The sequence below is a fragment of the Burkholderia territorii genome (assembly GCF_902833055.1).
Taxonomy (GTDB): domain Bacteria; phylum Pseudomonadota; class Gammaproteobacteria; order Burkholderiales; family Burkholderiaceae; genus Burkholderia; species Burkholderia territorii.
Window position 1 is genome coordinate 124,196 of sequence record NZ_CADFEJ010000015.1, and the last position, 16,485, is coordinate 140,680.

A 16,485-nucleotide genomic window follows, 5' to 3' on the forward strand; every position below is an offset into this window, starting at 1 on the left:
GCACTGGGGTTGGCACCCTTGTACCAGAGCGCAACGCTGTACCCTCTTATCGAGACATACGCCTCTATTCGCCGAAAACACGGACGAAGCCGGCTTGGAGTCGCTCGTACAACTCGGCGGAAAGCAATCGATTCTCGTCGAGCTCAATGACGGTCGAGTCTTTCTCCAGAGTTTGCATCGCGGCATGGCGTGTCGCACATACAAACAACTGAGTGTCCTTCGTCGCACGGCGCTTGAGTTCTTCCGAAACGAGGCCATAATTCAGCGCCCCTTGGTCTTGCTGATTTGGCGTGTCGAGAATCAACGGTGCGAGTACCTCAGTCTTGAAATGACGAATGAGGCGATGCATCGTCAAGTGATAGGCCAATTGCATCCGAGAGCTGTCTGCTCCGCCACCTGAGACGGCAAGTTCTCTATATCCAGTTGGTAGGGCCGTGCGTACATCGAAGGCCGGTGAGAGCCGAAGGGTGTCGCAAAGGCCGGCCAGCTCGCTCTGGTAATAGGCGTTGATGCTCTCTTCTTTTCCATCCTCAATGAGCTCACTCTGTGCTGCTCGCTGCTCAGCGAGAGTTTTCTTGTTGGCACGCAATCGCAATCTCGCAGTGGTGGTCACCTCCTCCGCGCGTCGTCGTACTGAATCGGTCCCCATGGTCTCGAGGATGCTCTTGACGGTCACGTCTTTGTCGAGTCGCTTGAAGCGCCGGTTGAGCTTGGCTAATTCTTCGCGAACGGCGTCGAGCCGCCTGAGTGTCGTTTCGATTGCCGCCTCGATTTTCGACTGCGTAGCCGTGAGCGACGCAACCTGCTGTTCGGCCTGTGCGCGGTCTTGCAAGAGCGACGCGCGCTCTAGGAGAGTGTTGTCATGCAATGTGCCGCATAGAGGGCAGACAAGAACATCATCGCGCAGTTGGGTAGATGCGAAATCGTAGTCCTTCTCGATGTCATCCACGGCCGCTTGTGCAATTCCCCGCTGGACCTTGGTAATTTCGAGTTCTTCATGCTTGGCACGTAAAACGGACAATGCACGCTGCTCACGCCGCTTAACGGCGACCATTGAATTCTGGATGTCTGCAATGGCCGAATCGAGTTCGGCGTCGGTCGTTGGAAGTTCTTCTGGTGGAGCGAGCAGCGTCAAGACCTCAACCGCGCGGCCATACTTTTCAATGAGTCCCTCGTCGGCGTCGATGTGCTGAAGGCCTTTCGCTATCTCGGCACCTACCTCGAAATAGGCTGCGGAATGATAGCCCACGTGGAAGTTGATAACAGGGCGTCGCCAGTCCTCATATTTGTGGATGACGAAACTTCCCCACGGCTCAGTCCATCCGCGTCGCTGGTCGACGTAGAAAGCGGAGAAATAGCAGGCAGGCGGCGGCACTTCATGAATCCACTTTTCTTTGCGGCGTGGTAACACCGCACCGAATTGGACGATGCTGGCGAATGCCTGCTCATAAGCATCGCTCGTACTGTGGTAGACCGTCCACGGCTCCTCGCCACCCTTGAGACGAATTTGGTTGCGATGACGTGCAGCAAGGTATGTACGACCGTCAACCTCGAACTCCAGAATCGTTCTGGCATCGAAGGGGGCCCAGAGAGTGTCAAAATCAAAATCGCAGCCTAGAGTCCACAGCGGCAATCGCACCAGCGTAGACTTGCCGATGGAATTGTCATCACCTGTTATCAGATTTAAGCCGGGTTCGAATCGGAATCGTCCTGCGAGCTTTTGGGAAGTCGATTGAACGAACAGTTGCTTGAATATCAATGCGCTCATAGGCTTTGGTACGTAGCTTTCTGACGAGCAGTTTATAGTTCGGAAGGGCCATTTCAGGCTCGCAGGTATTCAATGATGTATGCGGCGACCAACGAGGTTTCGTCGACAAGGTGTTCACGCACGACATCCGGGGATGCCGCTACGAGGCTCGTCAACAGGTCAGTGGTCAGCCTTATCGGGAAGTCGGCCTGCAAATGTCTTGACACCGCAGCTCGTACCTGCAGATGTGCGAGAGACCCGCCGTCAAGAGTGTTCAGGACGTAAGTCCGAGCGGACTGCCGGAGTTTTCGCCGTTCTCTCGGTTCGTATTGGAGCTGAGCCGTCGCGTACTCAAAGTCCGAGAGGAGGTCGTCGACCGTGGCGGACGACGCAAACTGTTCGAACAGTGCGTCCACTCGTTGGCCAGTGAGGCCCTTGTTGCGGACAAGGCTTTCCCAGTCGGAATAGTCCCAGGTATGGACACCCTTCCGGCGGAGTTCGTCTTGCAGAACATGGTAAATGGCCTGGCAGTCTCCGCCTCCATTCGGGACCCGTTCACTGATAAGGTCGGCTATCAGCCCGATGACGGCTCTGCGGTGTTGCAGTTCGGGAAGCTGTGGCTTATGGAAATGGAGCTTTTCCAGCGCGCAGTCAGTCCCGAGTTCCGCCGCGAGAGCTGCGCTTATCTCGTTCGCTGTCTCTTGGTGCAGCGCATCCCATGGGATTTCTTCGAGTTGAAAGCCTTTTTCTGCTAACTCAAGCTTGAAACCACCGGTTGCCACAAGCCGAACCTTGTCCACCCGGGCGGCAATTTTCTTGTCGCCCACGCTTGTGAACATTTTCCCAAGCACTGATGGCTTCTGCTTTATTCGTTTGACGAGCGATTTCTTGTTGAAGTTCGCGCTCGCACCGGCCTTAACTTGGCAGAACACGAATCTGGCGTCGGCAGCGTCCAGAGAAGAGCTGAAGACGACGTCTTCGTGAAACTCGACGAATACGATGCTCACCTGATTGAGCTTGTGCTGCTCCAGGAACTCATAAAGCGCCCAGTCGTACTGGAAGTTGAAGCGGTCGAAAGTAGCAGCGCCGGCTTTCTCCCGCTGAGACACGTAGAGCGGGTTGCTCGCGGGCGTACCACTCGATGCCGCTGCCGTCTTGGTCAGGCGCGGTTTGGGGTCTCTCACGATAGTGTTCGGGCTCGAAATTTGAACTGATTATAGCGACTGCGCACATGAGGCGAACTGCCTTCGTGCAACCGTACAGAAGCTCGTTGGTCCACCAGAACCCAACTGGGCTGGCGGGGGCTAGGTAGCCTCCATCACCTGTCGCGGCCCTCCCCAGTATCAGGCTTAGATTCACAAGAAGGGCTATGGCCGAGCCTGCGGGCGATTGTTAAGCTGCTCGCTCGCATACTTTGCGTCAGCGCCTACGTACAAAATCCTCCAGCGCTTGAAACTCGAGCTCGCGCATCAGTTTCTCGTCTGCGGATGCTATTTGGCGGAGAATTTCGTTAAGGTCGGACGGGGCGAAACGGTTTTTGTCGATAACAGCGACCAGAAGTGATAGCGCTGGCCTAGGAAACCGTTCGCCGATTTTCTCCACGTTCATCTCTTTGAGCAGCTGGTAGGGGTACGAAATCGGTTTGAGCCATGACTTGACGGTGTCGAGAGCATCTGGAAACTCCCTGTCTGCGGCTACCGCTATCCTTGCCAAAATCTCGGGCAGCCGCGCATCCATCGACGCCGTGGTTTTTGGCCAGATACTTGCGAAATACGGCTGCACTGCCAATGTCCAGTATTCGTTCTGCCTCGCATTGGCACCTTTTAATGCGCTGTGCACTGCATGGGCACTGGCAACAAGTCCATCGTCCGGCAGTGCCCGCACTGCCTTCTGCAGCTCTGCGCGGCTGAAAATGTCTGTCGTATCCAGTGCGGCAAGCGTCAGCATTGAAGCGTAATTCACCCGGGCATCACCGAATCGCATGTACTGTTGCGCCGAATCCAAGAACGGCGTCTTCAGTTCGACGAGTAGGTCCTTGTGCAGCCGTGGCGCCCACAGATAACCCATCCACGTGGCGTATGCCTCCCGGTCTGACTTCCGCCAGTCGAAGAGCGGGAGCAGGTGCGCTTGCGTCCATAGCCGGTCAACCCTGTAGAGGGCGACCACATTGGAAGCGAGCAAAGTTCGCCCGTGACGGAAGCGATGGACCGCGGGGTCGCACAGCCGCGTGAAAATCGAAGCTATGGTTCGCGGCAGCCCTTGATTGTCTTTAAGCGGTTCGCTGAACCACCAGTTGAGCAGAGCCTGAGTGACCTGCCCGAGAGGATTGCTCATCGACCGCATCACCGCGTCGTCGGTGTCAGGAAAATCGTCGGTCGGCAATCGCAGTACGCGCTCGCAGATTGAAATGAATGTCGCTTGATGTACATCCAATTGCTTACCGACTTCGTGCAGCCACCAGGCAGTCGCGCTAACGACTTCCCTAAAGACATCATCTGGCATCGAGAGCACGCAGTTCGCGAGTCGACTCCATGAGCGTCTGACAAAACCGTCGTTGCTCCACGTGCTCAATGCTTCGCTCCAGCGCTCTCTTGGCCACACGTCACGCGCAGCGAGTTCAAGCAAGGAGGCGATGGCGACACGGGAGTCGGTACGGCAGAGTTCTCGCCAGTCATCTTCCCTGAAGAGCGCTCTTTCGGGCTCTTTTTGAAGCCAGGTCGTCAAAGCGCTCCGCCGTCTAGGAGCGAGGTCAATTTGGGGCTGGAAGTGGTAGTCTGGGTCACCGGTTCCGCTCATCCAGTGAGCAAACTCTTCCCGCTCGAAATCGCTGCCAATATGCCATTGCGGATGCTTAGTCTCCAGTCCAGCGAGTCGCTCTGTGGTGCCGGCGACAAGTGCTCCACCCCCAGCTTTGAACTTTGCGAGCCGTAACCACTGCATCCGCTCAACGATATCCTCCCAGCGCGCGTCGTCGACGTCTTCCCTAAACATTCGTCGAGGAGGCCCCGTGAGAATTGCCTGCTGCAAGCGTTCTGCCGAGTCCAGCGTCAACCACTTTGAGCTGGTGGCCAAAAGCCGCATCGTCTCACGCTGTGTTTCGGTCGACCATAGCCACCATGCGTCGTCCTCAAGGAGCCATTTGACCCAAGCGCCGGTCGACTTGTCACCTTCCTCGCGTGCCGCGTTGAGCGCAAGTCTCATAAACGTCGGATACGGCATCTGTCGCAACGTATTCATGAGGTCGTGCGCTCGTTCGGGATTAGACTGAAATATCGCGCTCCAGGAATCGCGGACAAGCTCAATCAGAAGTGTCCAATCTTTGTAGTGTCGGTTCTGCCAGTGCGCAATGATGGAGGGCATGTCCCACATGCTGGCGTCACTACGTTCATTTGCTTGTCCAATTTCTCTCATCAGGTCCAGCACGTCACGGAGCGCCTCGCACGCAATTCCAAATAGCTCCGGAAGGGCGTTTTGCCATTGAAGCGAGTCTTTGACTTCTTCCATCGCTATTCGCAGATGGTCATCCGTCAGGACAACTTCGGCGTTCACAAGGTGTCGGAGTTGTTGCTCGCGCTCGATATCAACGGATGTTTCGCTCAGGAGCCGGATTGGCTTGCGCAGAATCACTCGGGCACCCAGAAATTGCTTGAATTGCAAGCGCAGCGCCGTGGTCATGCCTTCTCGCAGGAAGTGCCTCACCCACTCGAAAATGTGAAAGTCAGTATTGGCTGACCCGACGCGCCCCAGCAGAACCAGGTTCCACAGCGTGCGCATCGCGGGTCTAGGAATGCCGTGCGGGGAGTCATCCTTGAATCGCTTAATCTCTTCGGCGCTCTCCCGCTCCTCCATTTGTGCCGTTTCTTCGAGCCTCTTGCGAACCTGGCTGGCAAACGGCTCGCTAAGGTGGCCGCCGCGACTGGCAAGCCAAAGGAGCAGTTCTGGGGCATCGAGATATCGCACCAGCCACAGAGCGAGATAGGACATCACGCGGTCCATGGCGCGCGGGTTGCCCCCGTGGCTGACGATGCTCATCTCGGCCGCCAGGCTGTATGGCATCGGCCGATGTGCCAAGCTGAATCGTAGTTTCACATCGACCTCTTTGTCTGGACTAACGCCGAATCGAGGGAGGTCCCTGTGCTCGAACCGCGTGTCGCAAAAGTGCGGAAGCCAGTCCAGCGTCGGTGCTGGGGAGTGCTCCGCAAACAGTCTTGCAGGCGTTCCGTCAGGCTCGCTAATGGCCCATAGCATGCGGCCGATTAGGTCATCTTCGACTGTGCTCGCGAGCGGGCCTGCAAGGATGCAATCCTGGACGATTTTTCCTTTGCCGCGAGCGCCAGCGCTGTATGTCTTTTCCCAAGCTCGGATGGTCTTGTGAAGGTAGGAATGGTCTTTCGTTTCCTTGTACAGCAGAGGAATGACATTCTTCGCCCGCCATTCCCGTGATGCTTTGTCATGAGACGCCTTTGTTCCGGCATAAGAGGCGAAAGCAAACATCTCCGGAGATGCTTCTCCGCGAAGACGGTCGGCGGCCAGTGCATCTGTCATATAGCGGAGCACAGGGTCGGCGAGACTATAACCGACGAAGCAGACGACATAGTTTCGGAAGAGTTCGCTTACGAAGCGTGCAGCCCATCTTTCGGTAAGGTAGGCGAGGCCAAAGTCGCCGCTTGAAATGACTAGGCGGTCGAGCTCATCCCGGGACGGACTCGTGCTGAGGAGCCCATGCAGATACACGAGTCCGTTCCATCTGTTTTTCGGGACCGGTAGCAGAGGAGCACAAAAGGGTTCCAGCTTTAGACCGTCGCGTGCAATGACCTCTTCAAATAGTCGGTCAAAGTTCGTCGTGATGAGCCGCGTCGACCCCTTTCTAGTTTTTGCCAGCGATAACAGCGCGCGATGCGTGGTGAAAGCATCACGAGCGCTCAGGTCCGGCGTCAGGACTTTTGCCATTTCGCGGCGGACTACTTCTCTGCTCCCGAGTTCGTCTTCTAGTAGGCCGACGGCAATGTCGTACTGCTGGTTGGTGATGGCGGCTTCTTGCACGTCGTTCGGAGCTGGCTGTAGCGAATCGTACAGCTTATTCACGAGGGTCTTGAAACCTGGTAACCCCGCGGGAAACGAGATGCCCGCGCCGCAAAAGAACACGACCCGGCCCTCCTCATGCGCTAGGAGAAGAGTCTCGGGGATGGTCGGCCCATTCTTGATGAACTGCACTGGCTGTCTCTCAGAAGTTATACAACGCCAACCTGGTCTCTATGCTGGCTGTATGAATACTAGTTGTAGCTCGGCAGGATGCGGTTGATTATTCGTCAAGCTCGCCGCGAGCTCCTAAAAGCGTGACAATGCCTGAGGTAGGGATGTGTGGCAATTGTTCTCACCATCACCAGCGTTCTCGTGAACAACACGCGCAGGGAAGCCGAATAACCGTCACGGCCGCTCGGATGCTGGGCGTCGTCACCGAAGAACAGGACGGACGGTGCTACGTGCGCCGTGCGTCCGGACGGTACTTGCGGATGCAGCGCAAGGTGTGCGTATCGAGCGGCCCAGAGTATTACCTCGACAGACATCAACGAGAGACGTGGCAGCCCGCACCACACGACGTCGCGGGCGCGCTTTTCCGACACATCTACGAGCTTGAATCCGAGCCGGCCGATGTACGCCATGCAATACGACAGAATGACTGCAATCTTCGAGTTGCTCGAGTTGATGTAGGAGTCAAGCCGAGTGATGATTTCAAGGAACAACTTCTGCAGGTCATCGCATTCACGCGGGTTCGCCGTCTAGATTTCCTTTAACTTCCGGCGAGGCGCCGCGTTGAAATTGTGACGCTCTCGCCAGCCAGGGGTGTGTGAGTGTGCGTGTTAGCAGGCCCGTCATGCGGTGCGACGTCCCGGACTAGCAAACATAAGTTCGAGTTCGTCAAACCAGTTGCGCGTATGGATGAGGCGCCGCTGGTGCGCTCCGGCGGAGAGGATTTCCGCTTTGGACATTTGCGAAACGCGCTCCCAGTCCGTGTCCGAAAGCACATAGGTAGCGTTGTTCACCTGACGGCTCTCGAGCAGGCAGAATCCTTGACGGGGAAACCCGAACACGGCATAGCCGTCGAATCCGGCCGCGCCAACCGCAACGAAGTCAGGCGAGTGGCTGCCAATGGCCGCAAACCGTGCGGCGATAACGTCGCGATTACCTGCCGGTGCGCTCGAGACGATTCGGTCGAGCGCGGGTTTTGCGCTGAGCCAGGGATTGCGACCGGGCGGCAGCAGTTCCCAGTTCAAGCGGCGCACGGGGGTTGCGACCCATGCTCCGAGAGTCACGTTCAGAATCTCGTAGCCGCCAAACTGCTCGCAGAAGACGTTGGCGGTATTGGTAGCGACGGCATCGAGTTCGCTACCGACGGTGAACGGACCGGCGACTACGAATGATGCGCCGTCGCGACGCGTTTGAATCTGCAGCTCGACCGCGTAGGGAGGAATGGACGTGCGGGGATACCGCAGGTACGGCACGTCCTTCACGCCCGTCTTCTCGACGGTGTCGCGGCCGTGGTGTTCCGTCCAGGTCCAACTGATTTGGCGGTACCGCGTTTCCTTCGGCTGGTCGCGGTGGATAATGTCGAACCCATTCGCGTTGCGGCGGCTGGCCGCGCCGCCGGTTGCCGGCGGCAACACGCGGGTGCCGTTTGTGGGACGCGCGCCGAGGCCAGCCCGCTCCAGGCGTTGCGGCTGAATCGTGTTGAGCGGAAGCCCCAGAAGGTACTGCTCGCCTGCGCGCAGATGCGCCAAGTCCCTGTTGATATTACGAGTTTTGCGACTTACCATCATTTTCATTGTCCTTATACAGTGTGGGCGCGGCGCACCTTGCGCTCTTGCCCTTACTAGACAGGACTCTTGAGAAGCAGTCCGTGGACGCCGGCAGAAATTTTTTTTCTCGCGTCCACCGAAGGCGGTTGAAGAGTCATATTTCAGGAGCGGGTACGGGGATGTCCGATACCGTGGAGAACGACAGTCGGCTGAGCAAACGCGAGGTCGAGGAAGAGTTGCAGAAGCTTAGCGAAGCTGACTGGACGCGGGCGGAGATTTATGCCGACTTCTTGTCGAGAAGCCTCGCCGGGTGCGACGGCAACGACTTACTGCAAATGGCGATGGAAAAGTTTCTCAACATGCGCCGCAGGTGGCCGAGGGGCCTCGAACCGCTCAAGGCCTTGTTCGGCGCGATGAGGAGCATTTCTTCGAATGAGCTGAAGAAAGAGACGAACGGTCCAATCGATACGTTCGCGGTCGTATCGACGACCGACGAGTCTCCCGACGAGGGGCAGGTCCAGCCGTACGCGGTCGCAACGACTCTGGAGACCCCGGAAGACGTGCTCGTCGGGCGGCAACTGGTAGAGCAGATTGAAGCGGAACTTTCCGACGACGAGGAAGCTGGTTTGTTATTTATGTTTTGGATTGAGGGAACACGCGGGGCCGAAGCGGCCGCCGAATTGGGTTGGGACCAGAAGCGCTTTGACGCGGCGAGAAAGCGCTTGCTGCGTCGGCTCGCACCTCACGATAGGCAGGGGTGAAGCAATGAATATAACGAAGAAACCCGAGCCATTCGACCATCTAGCTGACGCCTTGGAGCGTGAGCTCCTGAACATGTCCGACGAAGACGTCCTTGAAGGAAGAAACGGGGATGCGGCGAAGGCAAATGGGTTGAGGCTACTGAAAGCTGCAAAGGCCACCGCTGGCAAACAACGGCTGGCTGCGGCCAAGGAGGCCGTAGCGTTGGCTCGTAGCGGGGTTTTATCTGTCCCGCTCGAAGTCAAGTTGGATGACATCAAAGCCTATATACGGAACGCGTCGAATGATGGCCGATATACACTCGCCGCGCGAAGTCTGGACGAGATGACCGAGTCCGACTTGCGACGAATCTATGCCCAGCTTAAGAGGCTAGAGTCCTCTCTGGACTCAAGCGAGGATGACGGTCAATGAGTCCGGGTGAGCGAGCTGAAAACCTCATAGCAGAGTTTGGTATTACCTCGCCTGACGAGTTGGATGTTAGGGCTTTCGCCTACGACGCCGGTCTCGAAGTTGAGTTCGACGACTTGGAGGGGTGCGAGGCAACTCTTGTGGGAGTCGGAAATCGAGGAATTGCGACCATTCGACCGTCAAACGTTGTCGGACGGGAACGCTTTTCCATTGGTCACGAACTCGGCCATTGGGAAATGCATCGGGGCAAGTCATTCCGTTGTCGCGTTGACGACCCGAGTGACAATCTTGCGTCGAACAGTGAGCAAGAGAAGCACGCGGATGAATATGCATCTCATCTTTTGATGCCGCGCCCGTTGCTGCAGCCAATGGTTAAGAGCGTTGGATGCCCTGGTTTCAAGCACATCAACGAATTCGCGGAAATTTTCCAAACGAGTCGCACCGCAACGTGTATCCGACTGGCACAAATCGATACGCTACCGATTATCGCCGCCTGTTACCGCGGGAACGACCTGCGGTGGCTGTCTCGGGCGCCGGACGTGCCTAGAAAGTGGTTTCTCAAGCGCCGCCTAGACGAAGACAGCTTTGCTTACGACGTCTTGCAGCACGGTAGGGAAGCACAAGGAAAACAGCCTGCAGAAGTCTGGTTCGACGATGACGGTGCGGACGAGTACGAAGTCATGGAGCACAGTGCTCGCGGCCGGGACGGTGAAGTGCTTGTGCTCGTCTACCTGACCGATGTCGAAATGATGACTTCACGAAGCAGTCGCTCGCGAGACGCTGAAGGGGCGTGGCGGTCCAGAGGGGGCTATTAAGAGACGGGGGCTAGGTCCGACGCCGAAGTGGCTGCTCGAGGTAAAGCCCACAGGTCGGCAGAGCGGAGTTTCTCAGAGCAAGCGTCACGGGAGCACGCTTTCGCTATATACATATAGGCGTCGGTCAGGCGAGCTCGTTATAGTGCCTATAAAAAGGGCGTGACTACGTGGATTTGACGTGTCGCTGACTTTGGCATCAGAAGGGCAAGCGCTATGCATTGGGGACCGTGCGGCAAGGCCGGTAGGAAGAGCAGCGAGTACTCACGCTGCTCTTCTTCGGCGGCTACTACTTAGTCGTCGCCCGTTTCTTCCTCATTAGCAGCGGGATACAACTGCTCATACTTCATTTCGATGTGTTCTTCGCTAGCAGCCAGGAGGTCGTCGTTAGCTTCCTTCAAACGCTTAAAGCCCAGCTTGACCCATGAGTCAGCTTTGGATAGGTCAACGACAGCGTACTCGCCCGGAAGGCGCACGAGCAGCAAGTTCAGCTCGGCTAGTTCCTCTTCGAGTTCATTCAGAAAGCTCTCACGAATCGCGGTGCGGTTCGCCAGACGGCGAAGGGTGTTGGCTGAAAAGCGGTAGCGCGTAATCTGGCGGTCGCGCTCCTTCTCATACAGCTTGGCATTGATTGCAAGCAACTGGGCAGTTGCTCGGGTGGAGCGGCGTTTTTTCATCATCGAGTCCTAATTAGGAGAGGAAAGTAGAGGTGCCTTTCAAGGCTGAACTGCGACTGCGGGTGAATTGTATATGGCGCCGTATTCGGTGTCAATTCACATGAATTAGATGGCCATGTTGAGATTTTAGTGCCGATCTCCTGTCGAGGTGCGTGGCGTTCGTAAGGCTGCGGAAATAAAGGGGAGTGATTGAGGTCTTTTGAAGCGGCTGCTGACAAACGCGACGAGAACAGCTTGTGTTTGTGGTGGGGCGGTCTTGCGGAAGTCTGATTTGCCTAGTGGAACGACAAGAACAGGTTGTCTTGGAGCGACAACAACAGCTTAACTGCACACTTCAATCCATTCCCCCAATTCCCTGAAGCGTCGCATCGCGCATTCGTTCGCGTTCGCACGGCTTTCCCGCGCCGTTTTGCCGCCGGACCGTTATGCGAGACGTCAACGCAGCGACAACGCCAAGCGTCGATCGCGACGGCTGTCCGCGCATCGCGCGGACTCTCGCGCCGCCACGAACCGCCCGGGCACGAACGACCAAGACCCGGTCAGTCCTGCATCCAAGCGCCCCCCGTCTCCTCCCCCGATGCAACGAATTACGGGTGTTTTGCTCGACTGATCGACCCTTCGAAACCCCGCGAACGTCGCGACAATATCCGCGAGTTTCCTGCCGTCGGCGCTGATACGCCGGCATGTCCGCGCCCGCCTTTCAAGCGACCGGCGCCCCCGGCCTCACGGCACGGGCGCCGGCTGCCGCACGCCTGAAGCGCCGTCCGGGCATCGTCCGGGGCTATCGCCCGGGCGGCTGGCTCGTCATCCATGCCTATCGCAGACCCAGCGGACCCAGCGGAAGCCCGGCCTATGAACGAACACCTGCTCGAACGCGGACACCCGTCCGACGGCCTGTCCGGCGCGGACACGCCAGTCGAGGCACTGCTGGCATGCGCGCTCGAACATTACGACGCAGGCCGGCTCGATGCCGCCGCGCGCCTATGCCGGGAGGCCCTGCAACGCGAACCCGAACGCGCCGACGCGCTGCACGTGCAAGGACTGCTCGCGTTTCGTCGCGGCGACTTCGACGGCGCGGTCGCGGCGATCGCGGACGCGATCCGGCGCGATCCGCAGGCACGCTATTACTACAACCTGGGCACCGTGATGGCCGCCCACAATCGGCCCGCGGCGGCCGCCGAGTGTTTCCGGCAGGCGCTTGCGCTGCAACCGGACAATGCCGATACATACAACAACCTCGGCAACGCGTTGCGCGCGCTGAAGGATTGCGAAGGCGCGGTGGAGGCGCTGGGCACGGCGATCCGGCTGCGGCCCGACCACGCGCAGGCGTACAACAATCTCGCGAACGCGATGCTCGATGCGGGCGAACTGGAGGCCGCGCTCGATGGCTACCGCGCCGCGATCGCATTGCGGCCGGACCTTCTCGAGCCGCACGACAACCTGCTGTTCGCGTTGAATTACAGCGCGGCCGCCGCGCCGCAAGTTCATTTCGATGCCGCGCGGCGCTACGGCGCACAGGCGGCCGCGCGCGCGGTGCCGTACCGCTCGTGGCCGACCAGTGACGGCGCGAGACCACTGCGGGTCGGCATCGTATCGGGTGACCTGAAGCATCACCCGGTCGGCTATTTCCTCGAAAGCGTGCTGCGCGCGACCGATCGCACGCGCGTCGTGTTCGTCGCGTATCCGACCCGCGACGTCGAGGACGACCTGACGCAGCGGCTGCGCCCGCTGTTCGCCGGCTGGACGAGCCTCGCCGCGTTGAGCGACGAGGCCGCGGCCCGGCGAATTCGCGACGATGCGATCGACATCCTGGTCGACGCGGCGGGCCACACGATCTTCAACCGGCTCGCGCTGTTCGCGTGGAAGCCGGCGCCGGTGCAGGTTTCGTGGATCGGCTATGTCGCGACCACCGGGCTGGACGCGATCGATTACGTGCTGGGCGACCGCCATGTGCTGCCGCCCGAAGAGGAAGCGCATTTCGTCGAGCGGCCGTGGCGGCTGCCCGACAGCTACCTGTGCTACACGCCGCCGCGCGATGCGATCGTGCCCGGCCCGCTGCCGCAACTGACGGGCGGCGCGGTGACGTTCGGCTATTTCGGCAAGCTCGGCAAGATGAGCGACACGGTCGTGCGCGTGTGGTCGCGGGTGCTCGCGGCGGTGCCCCGGTCGCGGCTGCTGCTCAAGGCGAGCGAGCTGGCCGGCGCATATGCGGTGCGCCGCACGCGCGAGCGGTTCGCGCAGCACGGCATCGATCCGGCGCGGCTGCTGCTCGAACCGAATGCGCCGCGCGGCGAATACCTGGCGTCGTACCGTCGCGTCGACGTGATGCTCAGCCCGTTTCCGTATTCGGGCGGCACGACGACCGCCGATGCGCTGTGGATGGGCGTGCCCGTGCTCGGCATCCGGGGCGACCGGTTCGTCACGCACATCTGCGAAAGCCTGCTGCACACGGTCGGCCTGTCCGACTGGATCGCGTGCGACGAAGACGACTACGTCGCGAAAGCCGCGACGTTCGCGACCGATCCGGCGCAACTGCGGCTGCTGCGGACCGGCCTGCGCATGCAGTTGATCGCATCGCCGCTGTGCAACGCGCCGCGCTTCGCACGGCACCTCGAGGACGCATTTCACGAAATGTGGGCTCGTCGCGCGGACCGGGCCGGCGATGTCGCCAGCCCGCGCGACTGACCGATCGACCGAACCGCGCGCGAACGACGCAACGACGACATGCAACAGACCACGGACATTCTCGGCGCCGCACTGGCGCATCACCAGGCGGGCCGGCTGGGCGACGCGAAGGCGGGCTACGAGCAGCTGCTCGCGCGCGAGCCCGCGCATCCGGACGCGCTGCATTTCCTCGGACTGCTGACTTGTCAGGCAGGGCAGCCGGAAGAAGGAATCGCACTGATGCGCCGCTCGATCGACGCGTATCCGAGCGCGATCTATCACAACAACCTGGGCAATGCGCTGCGCGAGCGCGGCCGGCTCGACGATGCGATCGCGCAGTACCGCGAAGCGGTGCGGCGGCAGCCGGACTACGCGGAAGCGCACAACAACCTGGGCGACGCGTTGCGCGAGGCGCGGCAGCCGGATGCGTCGATGCAGCACTGCGCGCAGGCGATCGCGTTGCGGCCGGACTACGCGCAGGCGTACAACAACCTGGGCAACGCGCTGAAGGATCTCGGCCAGTCGGATGCGGCGGTGCTCGCGTACGGCAAGGCGATCGAACACGACCCGCGTTACGCGGACGCGTACAACAACCTCGGCAACGTGCTGACGACGCAGCGCAAGTTCGACGCGGCGGTGGACAGCTATCGCGTGGCCGTCGCGCTCGCCCCCGAAAACCCGATCGCGCACCGCAATCTCGGTGCCGCGCTGCTCGCGCGCGGCGACCTCGACGAGGCGATCGCGACCTTGCACCGTCTCGTCGAACTGGCGCCTGCCGACGCGCAGGCGCGTGTCGATCTCGGTACCGCGTTGCGCGACGCCGGGCAGGCCGACGCGGCAACCGCACAGTTCGAACGCGCCGCGCAACTGTCGCCGTTGCGTGCCGACGCGCACGCGGGCCTTGCCGAGGTGCTGTACCGCCGCCGGCAGACGGCGCGTGCGGCCGAGTCCATGACGCGCGCGCTCGAACTGGCGCCCGATCACGGTCCCGCCTATCGCATGCTCGGCGACATGTATCACGATCTGGGCAAGTACGACGCATCCGTCATGTGCTACCGCGCCGCGACCGAGCTCGATGCGAACGACATCGACGCGCATCATCGCTGCGCGATGGTGCTGTTGAAGCAGAACCGCGCCGACGACGCGCTGCATCACGCGCGCGCGGCGCTCGCATTGAACGACCGCGCCGCGCCCGCGCACATGACGCTCGGCGACGTGCTGGGCATGCTCGGCGATGTGGACGGTGAGCTCGCGCATTACCGCCGCGCGGTCGAGCTCGACGTGACGAACCCGGTCCTGCACGACCGGCTGATCTTCGCGCTCGCCACGCATCCGTCGATCGACCAGCAAGAGACGCGCCGGGCGGCGCGCCGTTTCGGCGAATACGTCGAAGCCGATGCGCGGCCGCTCGCGGATATCGACACCAGCGTGCGCGCGTCGAACCGACGGTTGCGCATCGGCTGGGTGTCGGGCGACCTGGTGACGCATCCGGTCGGCATTTTCCTCGAAGGCGTGCTGGCGCATCTCGATCGACACCGGCTCGAATTGATCGCGTATCCGACGTCGGCGGCGGAAGACGACACGACCGCGCGCCTGAAGCCGCACTTCGACGCGTGGCATCCACTGCTCGAGCTGTCGGACGGGCAGGCGGCGCAGCGGATCCGCGCGGACGGCATCGACGTCCTCGTCGACCTGTCGGGCCACACGGCGCAAAACCGGCTTGGCGTGTTCGCGTGGAAGCCCGCGCCGGTGCAGGTCACGTGGATCGGCTTCTTCGCGTCGACGGGGCTGCGCGCGATCGACTACGTGCTGGGCGACCGGCACGTGCTGCCGCCGGGCGAGGAAGCGCATTTCGTCGAGCGGCCGTGGCGGCTGCCCGACAGCTATCTGTGCTTCACGCCGCCGCATGCGGCGCCCGACGTCGGCCCGTTGCCGCAACGCGAGAACGGTGCGATGACGTTCGGCTATTTCGGCAAGCTCGGGAAGATGAACGATGCGGTCGTGCGCGTGTGGTCGCGGGTGCTTGCCGCGGTACCGGGCGCGCGGCTGTTCCTGAAGGCGGGCGAGCTCGACGGCGAGCGTGCGCTGCGCCGGACGGCCGAGCGGTTCGCGCGCAACGGAATCGACGCGAGCCGGCTGGTGATGGAAGGCCGCTCGCCGCGCACCGATTACCTGACGGCCTATCGCCGCGTCGACATGATGCTGAGCCCGTTTCCGTATCCGGGCGGCACGACGACGGCCGAGTCGCTGTGGATGGGCGTGCCGGTGCTCGGGATGAAGGGCGAGCGGTTCGTCACGCACATCTGCGAGAGCGTGCTGCAGACGGCCGGGCTGGCCGACTGGATCGCGCGCGACGAAGACGACTACGTCGCGAAGGCGGTGGCCGCCGCGGCCGATCCCGAGCGGCTCGACGCGCTGCGGCACGCATTGCGGGCGCGGCTGCTCGCGTCGCCGCTGTGCGATGCGCCGCGCTTCGCGAAACATCTCGAGGACGCGTTTTACGGAATGTGGATGGACAGGGCCAACGCCGGCGCCGACGAGCGGGTTGCCGCAGGCGACGAACGGAATTGAGCCGCCCGGCAGGGCGGCGCGCGAACGACGAAACGACGCAACGACGCAAC

At 60.6% G+C, this 16,485-nt stretch carries 10 protein-coding genes; 5 read left to right on the forward strand and 5 right to left on the reverse strand.

Annotated elements, in window-relative coordinates; genetic code table 11:
• Positions 1–64: 64 nt before the first annotated feature.
• The 4 genes from HW466_RS22900 to HW466_RS22915 form a co-directional block, all read right to left on the reverse strand.
• The gene (locus tag HW466_RS22900; protein WP_151003150.1) at positions 65–1,768 is read right to left on the reverse strand and encodes a coiled-coil domain-containing protein; all 1,704 of its coding nucleotides are present in this window, start codon (positions 1,766–1,768) and stop codon (positions 65–67) included.
• A 53-nt stretch (positions 1,769–1,821) separates the two neighbouring features.
• Entirely contained in the window at positions 1,822–2,931 is a 1,110-nt protein-coding gene (locus tag HW466_RS22905; protein WP_151003148.1) for a dsDNA nuclease domain-containing protein, read from the reverse strand.
• A gap of 235 nt (positions 2,932–3,166) precedes the next feature.
• Complete coding sequence (gene dsr1, locus HW466_RS22910) at positions 3,167–6,961, reverse strand: anti-phage defense-associated sirtuin Dsr1 (RefSeq protein ID WP_151003146.1); 3,795 nt, start codon at positions 6,959–6,961, stop codon at positions 3,167–3,169.
• Positions 6,962–7,620: 659 nt separating this feature from the next.
• On the reverse strand, positions 7,621–8,571 hold the full coding sequence (locus HW466_RS22915; RefSeq protein WP_239006150.1) for a hypothetical protein: 951 nt from the start codon (positions 8,569–8,571) through the stop codon (positions 7,621–7,623).
• Positions 8,572–8,723: 152 nt separating this feature from the next.
• On the opposite strand from HW466_RS22915, the gene HW466_RS22920 reads away from it, so the two are divergent.
• The 3 genes from HW466_RS22920 to HW466_RS22930 are packed head-to-tail and all read left to right on the forward strand — an operon-like array spanning position 8,724 to position 10,526.
• Positions 8,724–9,305: a hypothetical protein gene (locus HW466_RS22920; protein ID WP_011546735.1), complete on the forward strand. Its 582-nt coding sequence runs from the start codon at positions 8,724–8,726 to the stop codon at positions 9,303–9,305.
• A 4-nt stretch (positions 9,306–9,309) separates the two neighbouring features.
• Positions 9,310–9,714, forward strand: a complete 405-nt coding sequence (locus HW466_RS22925; protein WP_151003144.1) for a hypothetical protein — start codon at positions 9,310–9,312, stop codon at positions 9,712–9,714.
• Positions 9,711–10,526, forward strand: coding sequence for an ImmA/IrrE family metallo-endopeptidase (locus HW466_RS22930; protein ID WP_151003142.1), 816 nt, complete (start codon positions 9,711–9,713; stop codon positions 10,524–10,526). The genes HW466_RS22925 and HW466_RS22930 overlap by 4 nt, the downstream gene beginning before the upstream one ends.
• Positions 10,527–10,816: 290 nt before the next feature.
• Here HW466_RS22930 and HW466_RS22935 read toward each other — a convergent pair whose 3' ends face one another.
• On the reverse strand, positions 10,817–11,200 hold the full coding sequence (locus HW466_RS22935) for a hypothetical protein (RefSeq protein ID WP_239006149.1): 384 nt from the start codon (positions 11,198–11,200) through the stop codon (positions 10,817–10,819).
• An 852-nt stretch (positions 11,201–12,052) separates the two neighbouring features.
• On the opposite strand from HW466_RS22935, the gene HW466_RS22940 reads away from it, so the two are divergent.
• Both HW466_RS22940 and HW466_RS22945 read left to right on the forward strand, forming a co-directional pair.
• The gene (locus HW466_RS22940; protein WP_151003136.1) at positions 12,053–13,885 is read left to right on the forward strand and encodes an O-linked N-acetylglucosamine transferase, SPINDLY family protein; all 1,833 of its coding nucleotides are present in this window, start codon (positions 12,053–12,055) and stop codon (positions 13,883–13,885) included.
• 39 nt (positions 13,886–13,924) lie between these two features.
• The gene (locus tag HW466_RS22945; RefSeq protein ID WP_151003134.1) at positions 13,925–16,435 is read left to right on the forward strand and encodes a tetratricopeptide repeat protein; all 2,511 of its coding nucleotides are present in this window, start codon (positions 13,925–13,927) and stop codon (positions 16,433–16,435) included.
• Positions 16,436–16,485: the final 50 nt, after the last annotated feature.

Coding starts and splice junctions, on each gene's coding strand:
- HW466_RS22925 (WP_151003144.1), top strand. CDS start 9,310: ATGAATATAACGAAGAAACCCGAGCCATTCGACCATCTAGCTGACGCC.
- HW466_RS22935 (WP_239006149.1), bottom strand. CDS start 11,200: ATGAAAAAACGCCGCTCCACCCGAGCAACTGCCCAGTTGCTTGCAATC.
- HW466_RS22920 (WP_011546735.1), top strand. CDS start 8,724: ATGTCCGATACCGTGGAGAACGACAGTCGGCTGAGCAAACGCGAGGTC.
- HW466_RS22945 (WP_151003134.1), top strand. CDS start 13,925: ATGCAACAGACCACGGACATTCTCGGCGCCGCACTGGCGCATCACCAG.
- HW466_RS22940 (WP_151003136.1), top strand. CDS start 12,053: ATGAACGAACACCTGCTCGAACGCGGACACCCGTCCGACGGCCTGTCC.
- HW466_RS22915 (WP_239006150.1), bottom strand. CDS start 8,571: ATGAAAATGATGGTAAGTCGCAAAACTCGTAATATCAACAGGGACTTG.
- HW466_RS22900 (WP_151003150.1), bottom strand. CDS start 1,768: ATGAGCGCATTGATATTCAAGCAACTGTTCGTTCAATCGACTTCCCAA.
- HW466_RS22930 (WP_151003142.1), top strand. CDS start 9,711: ATGAGTCCGGGTGAGCGAGCTGAAAACCTCATAGCAGAGTTTGGTATT.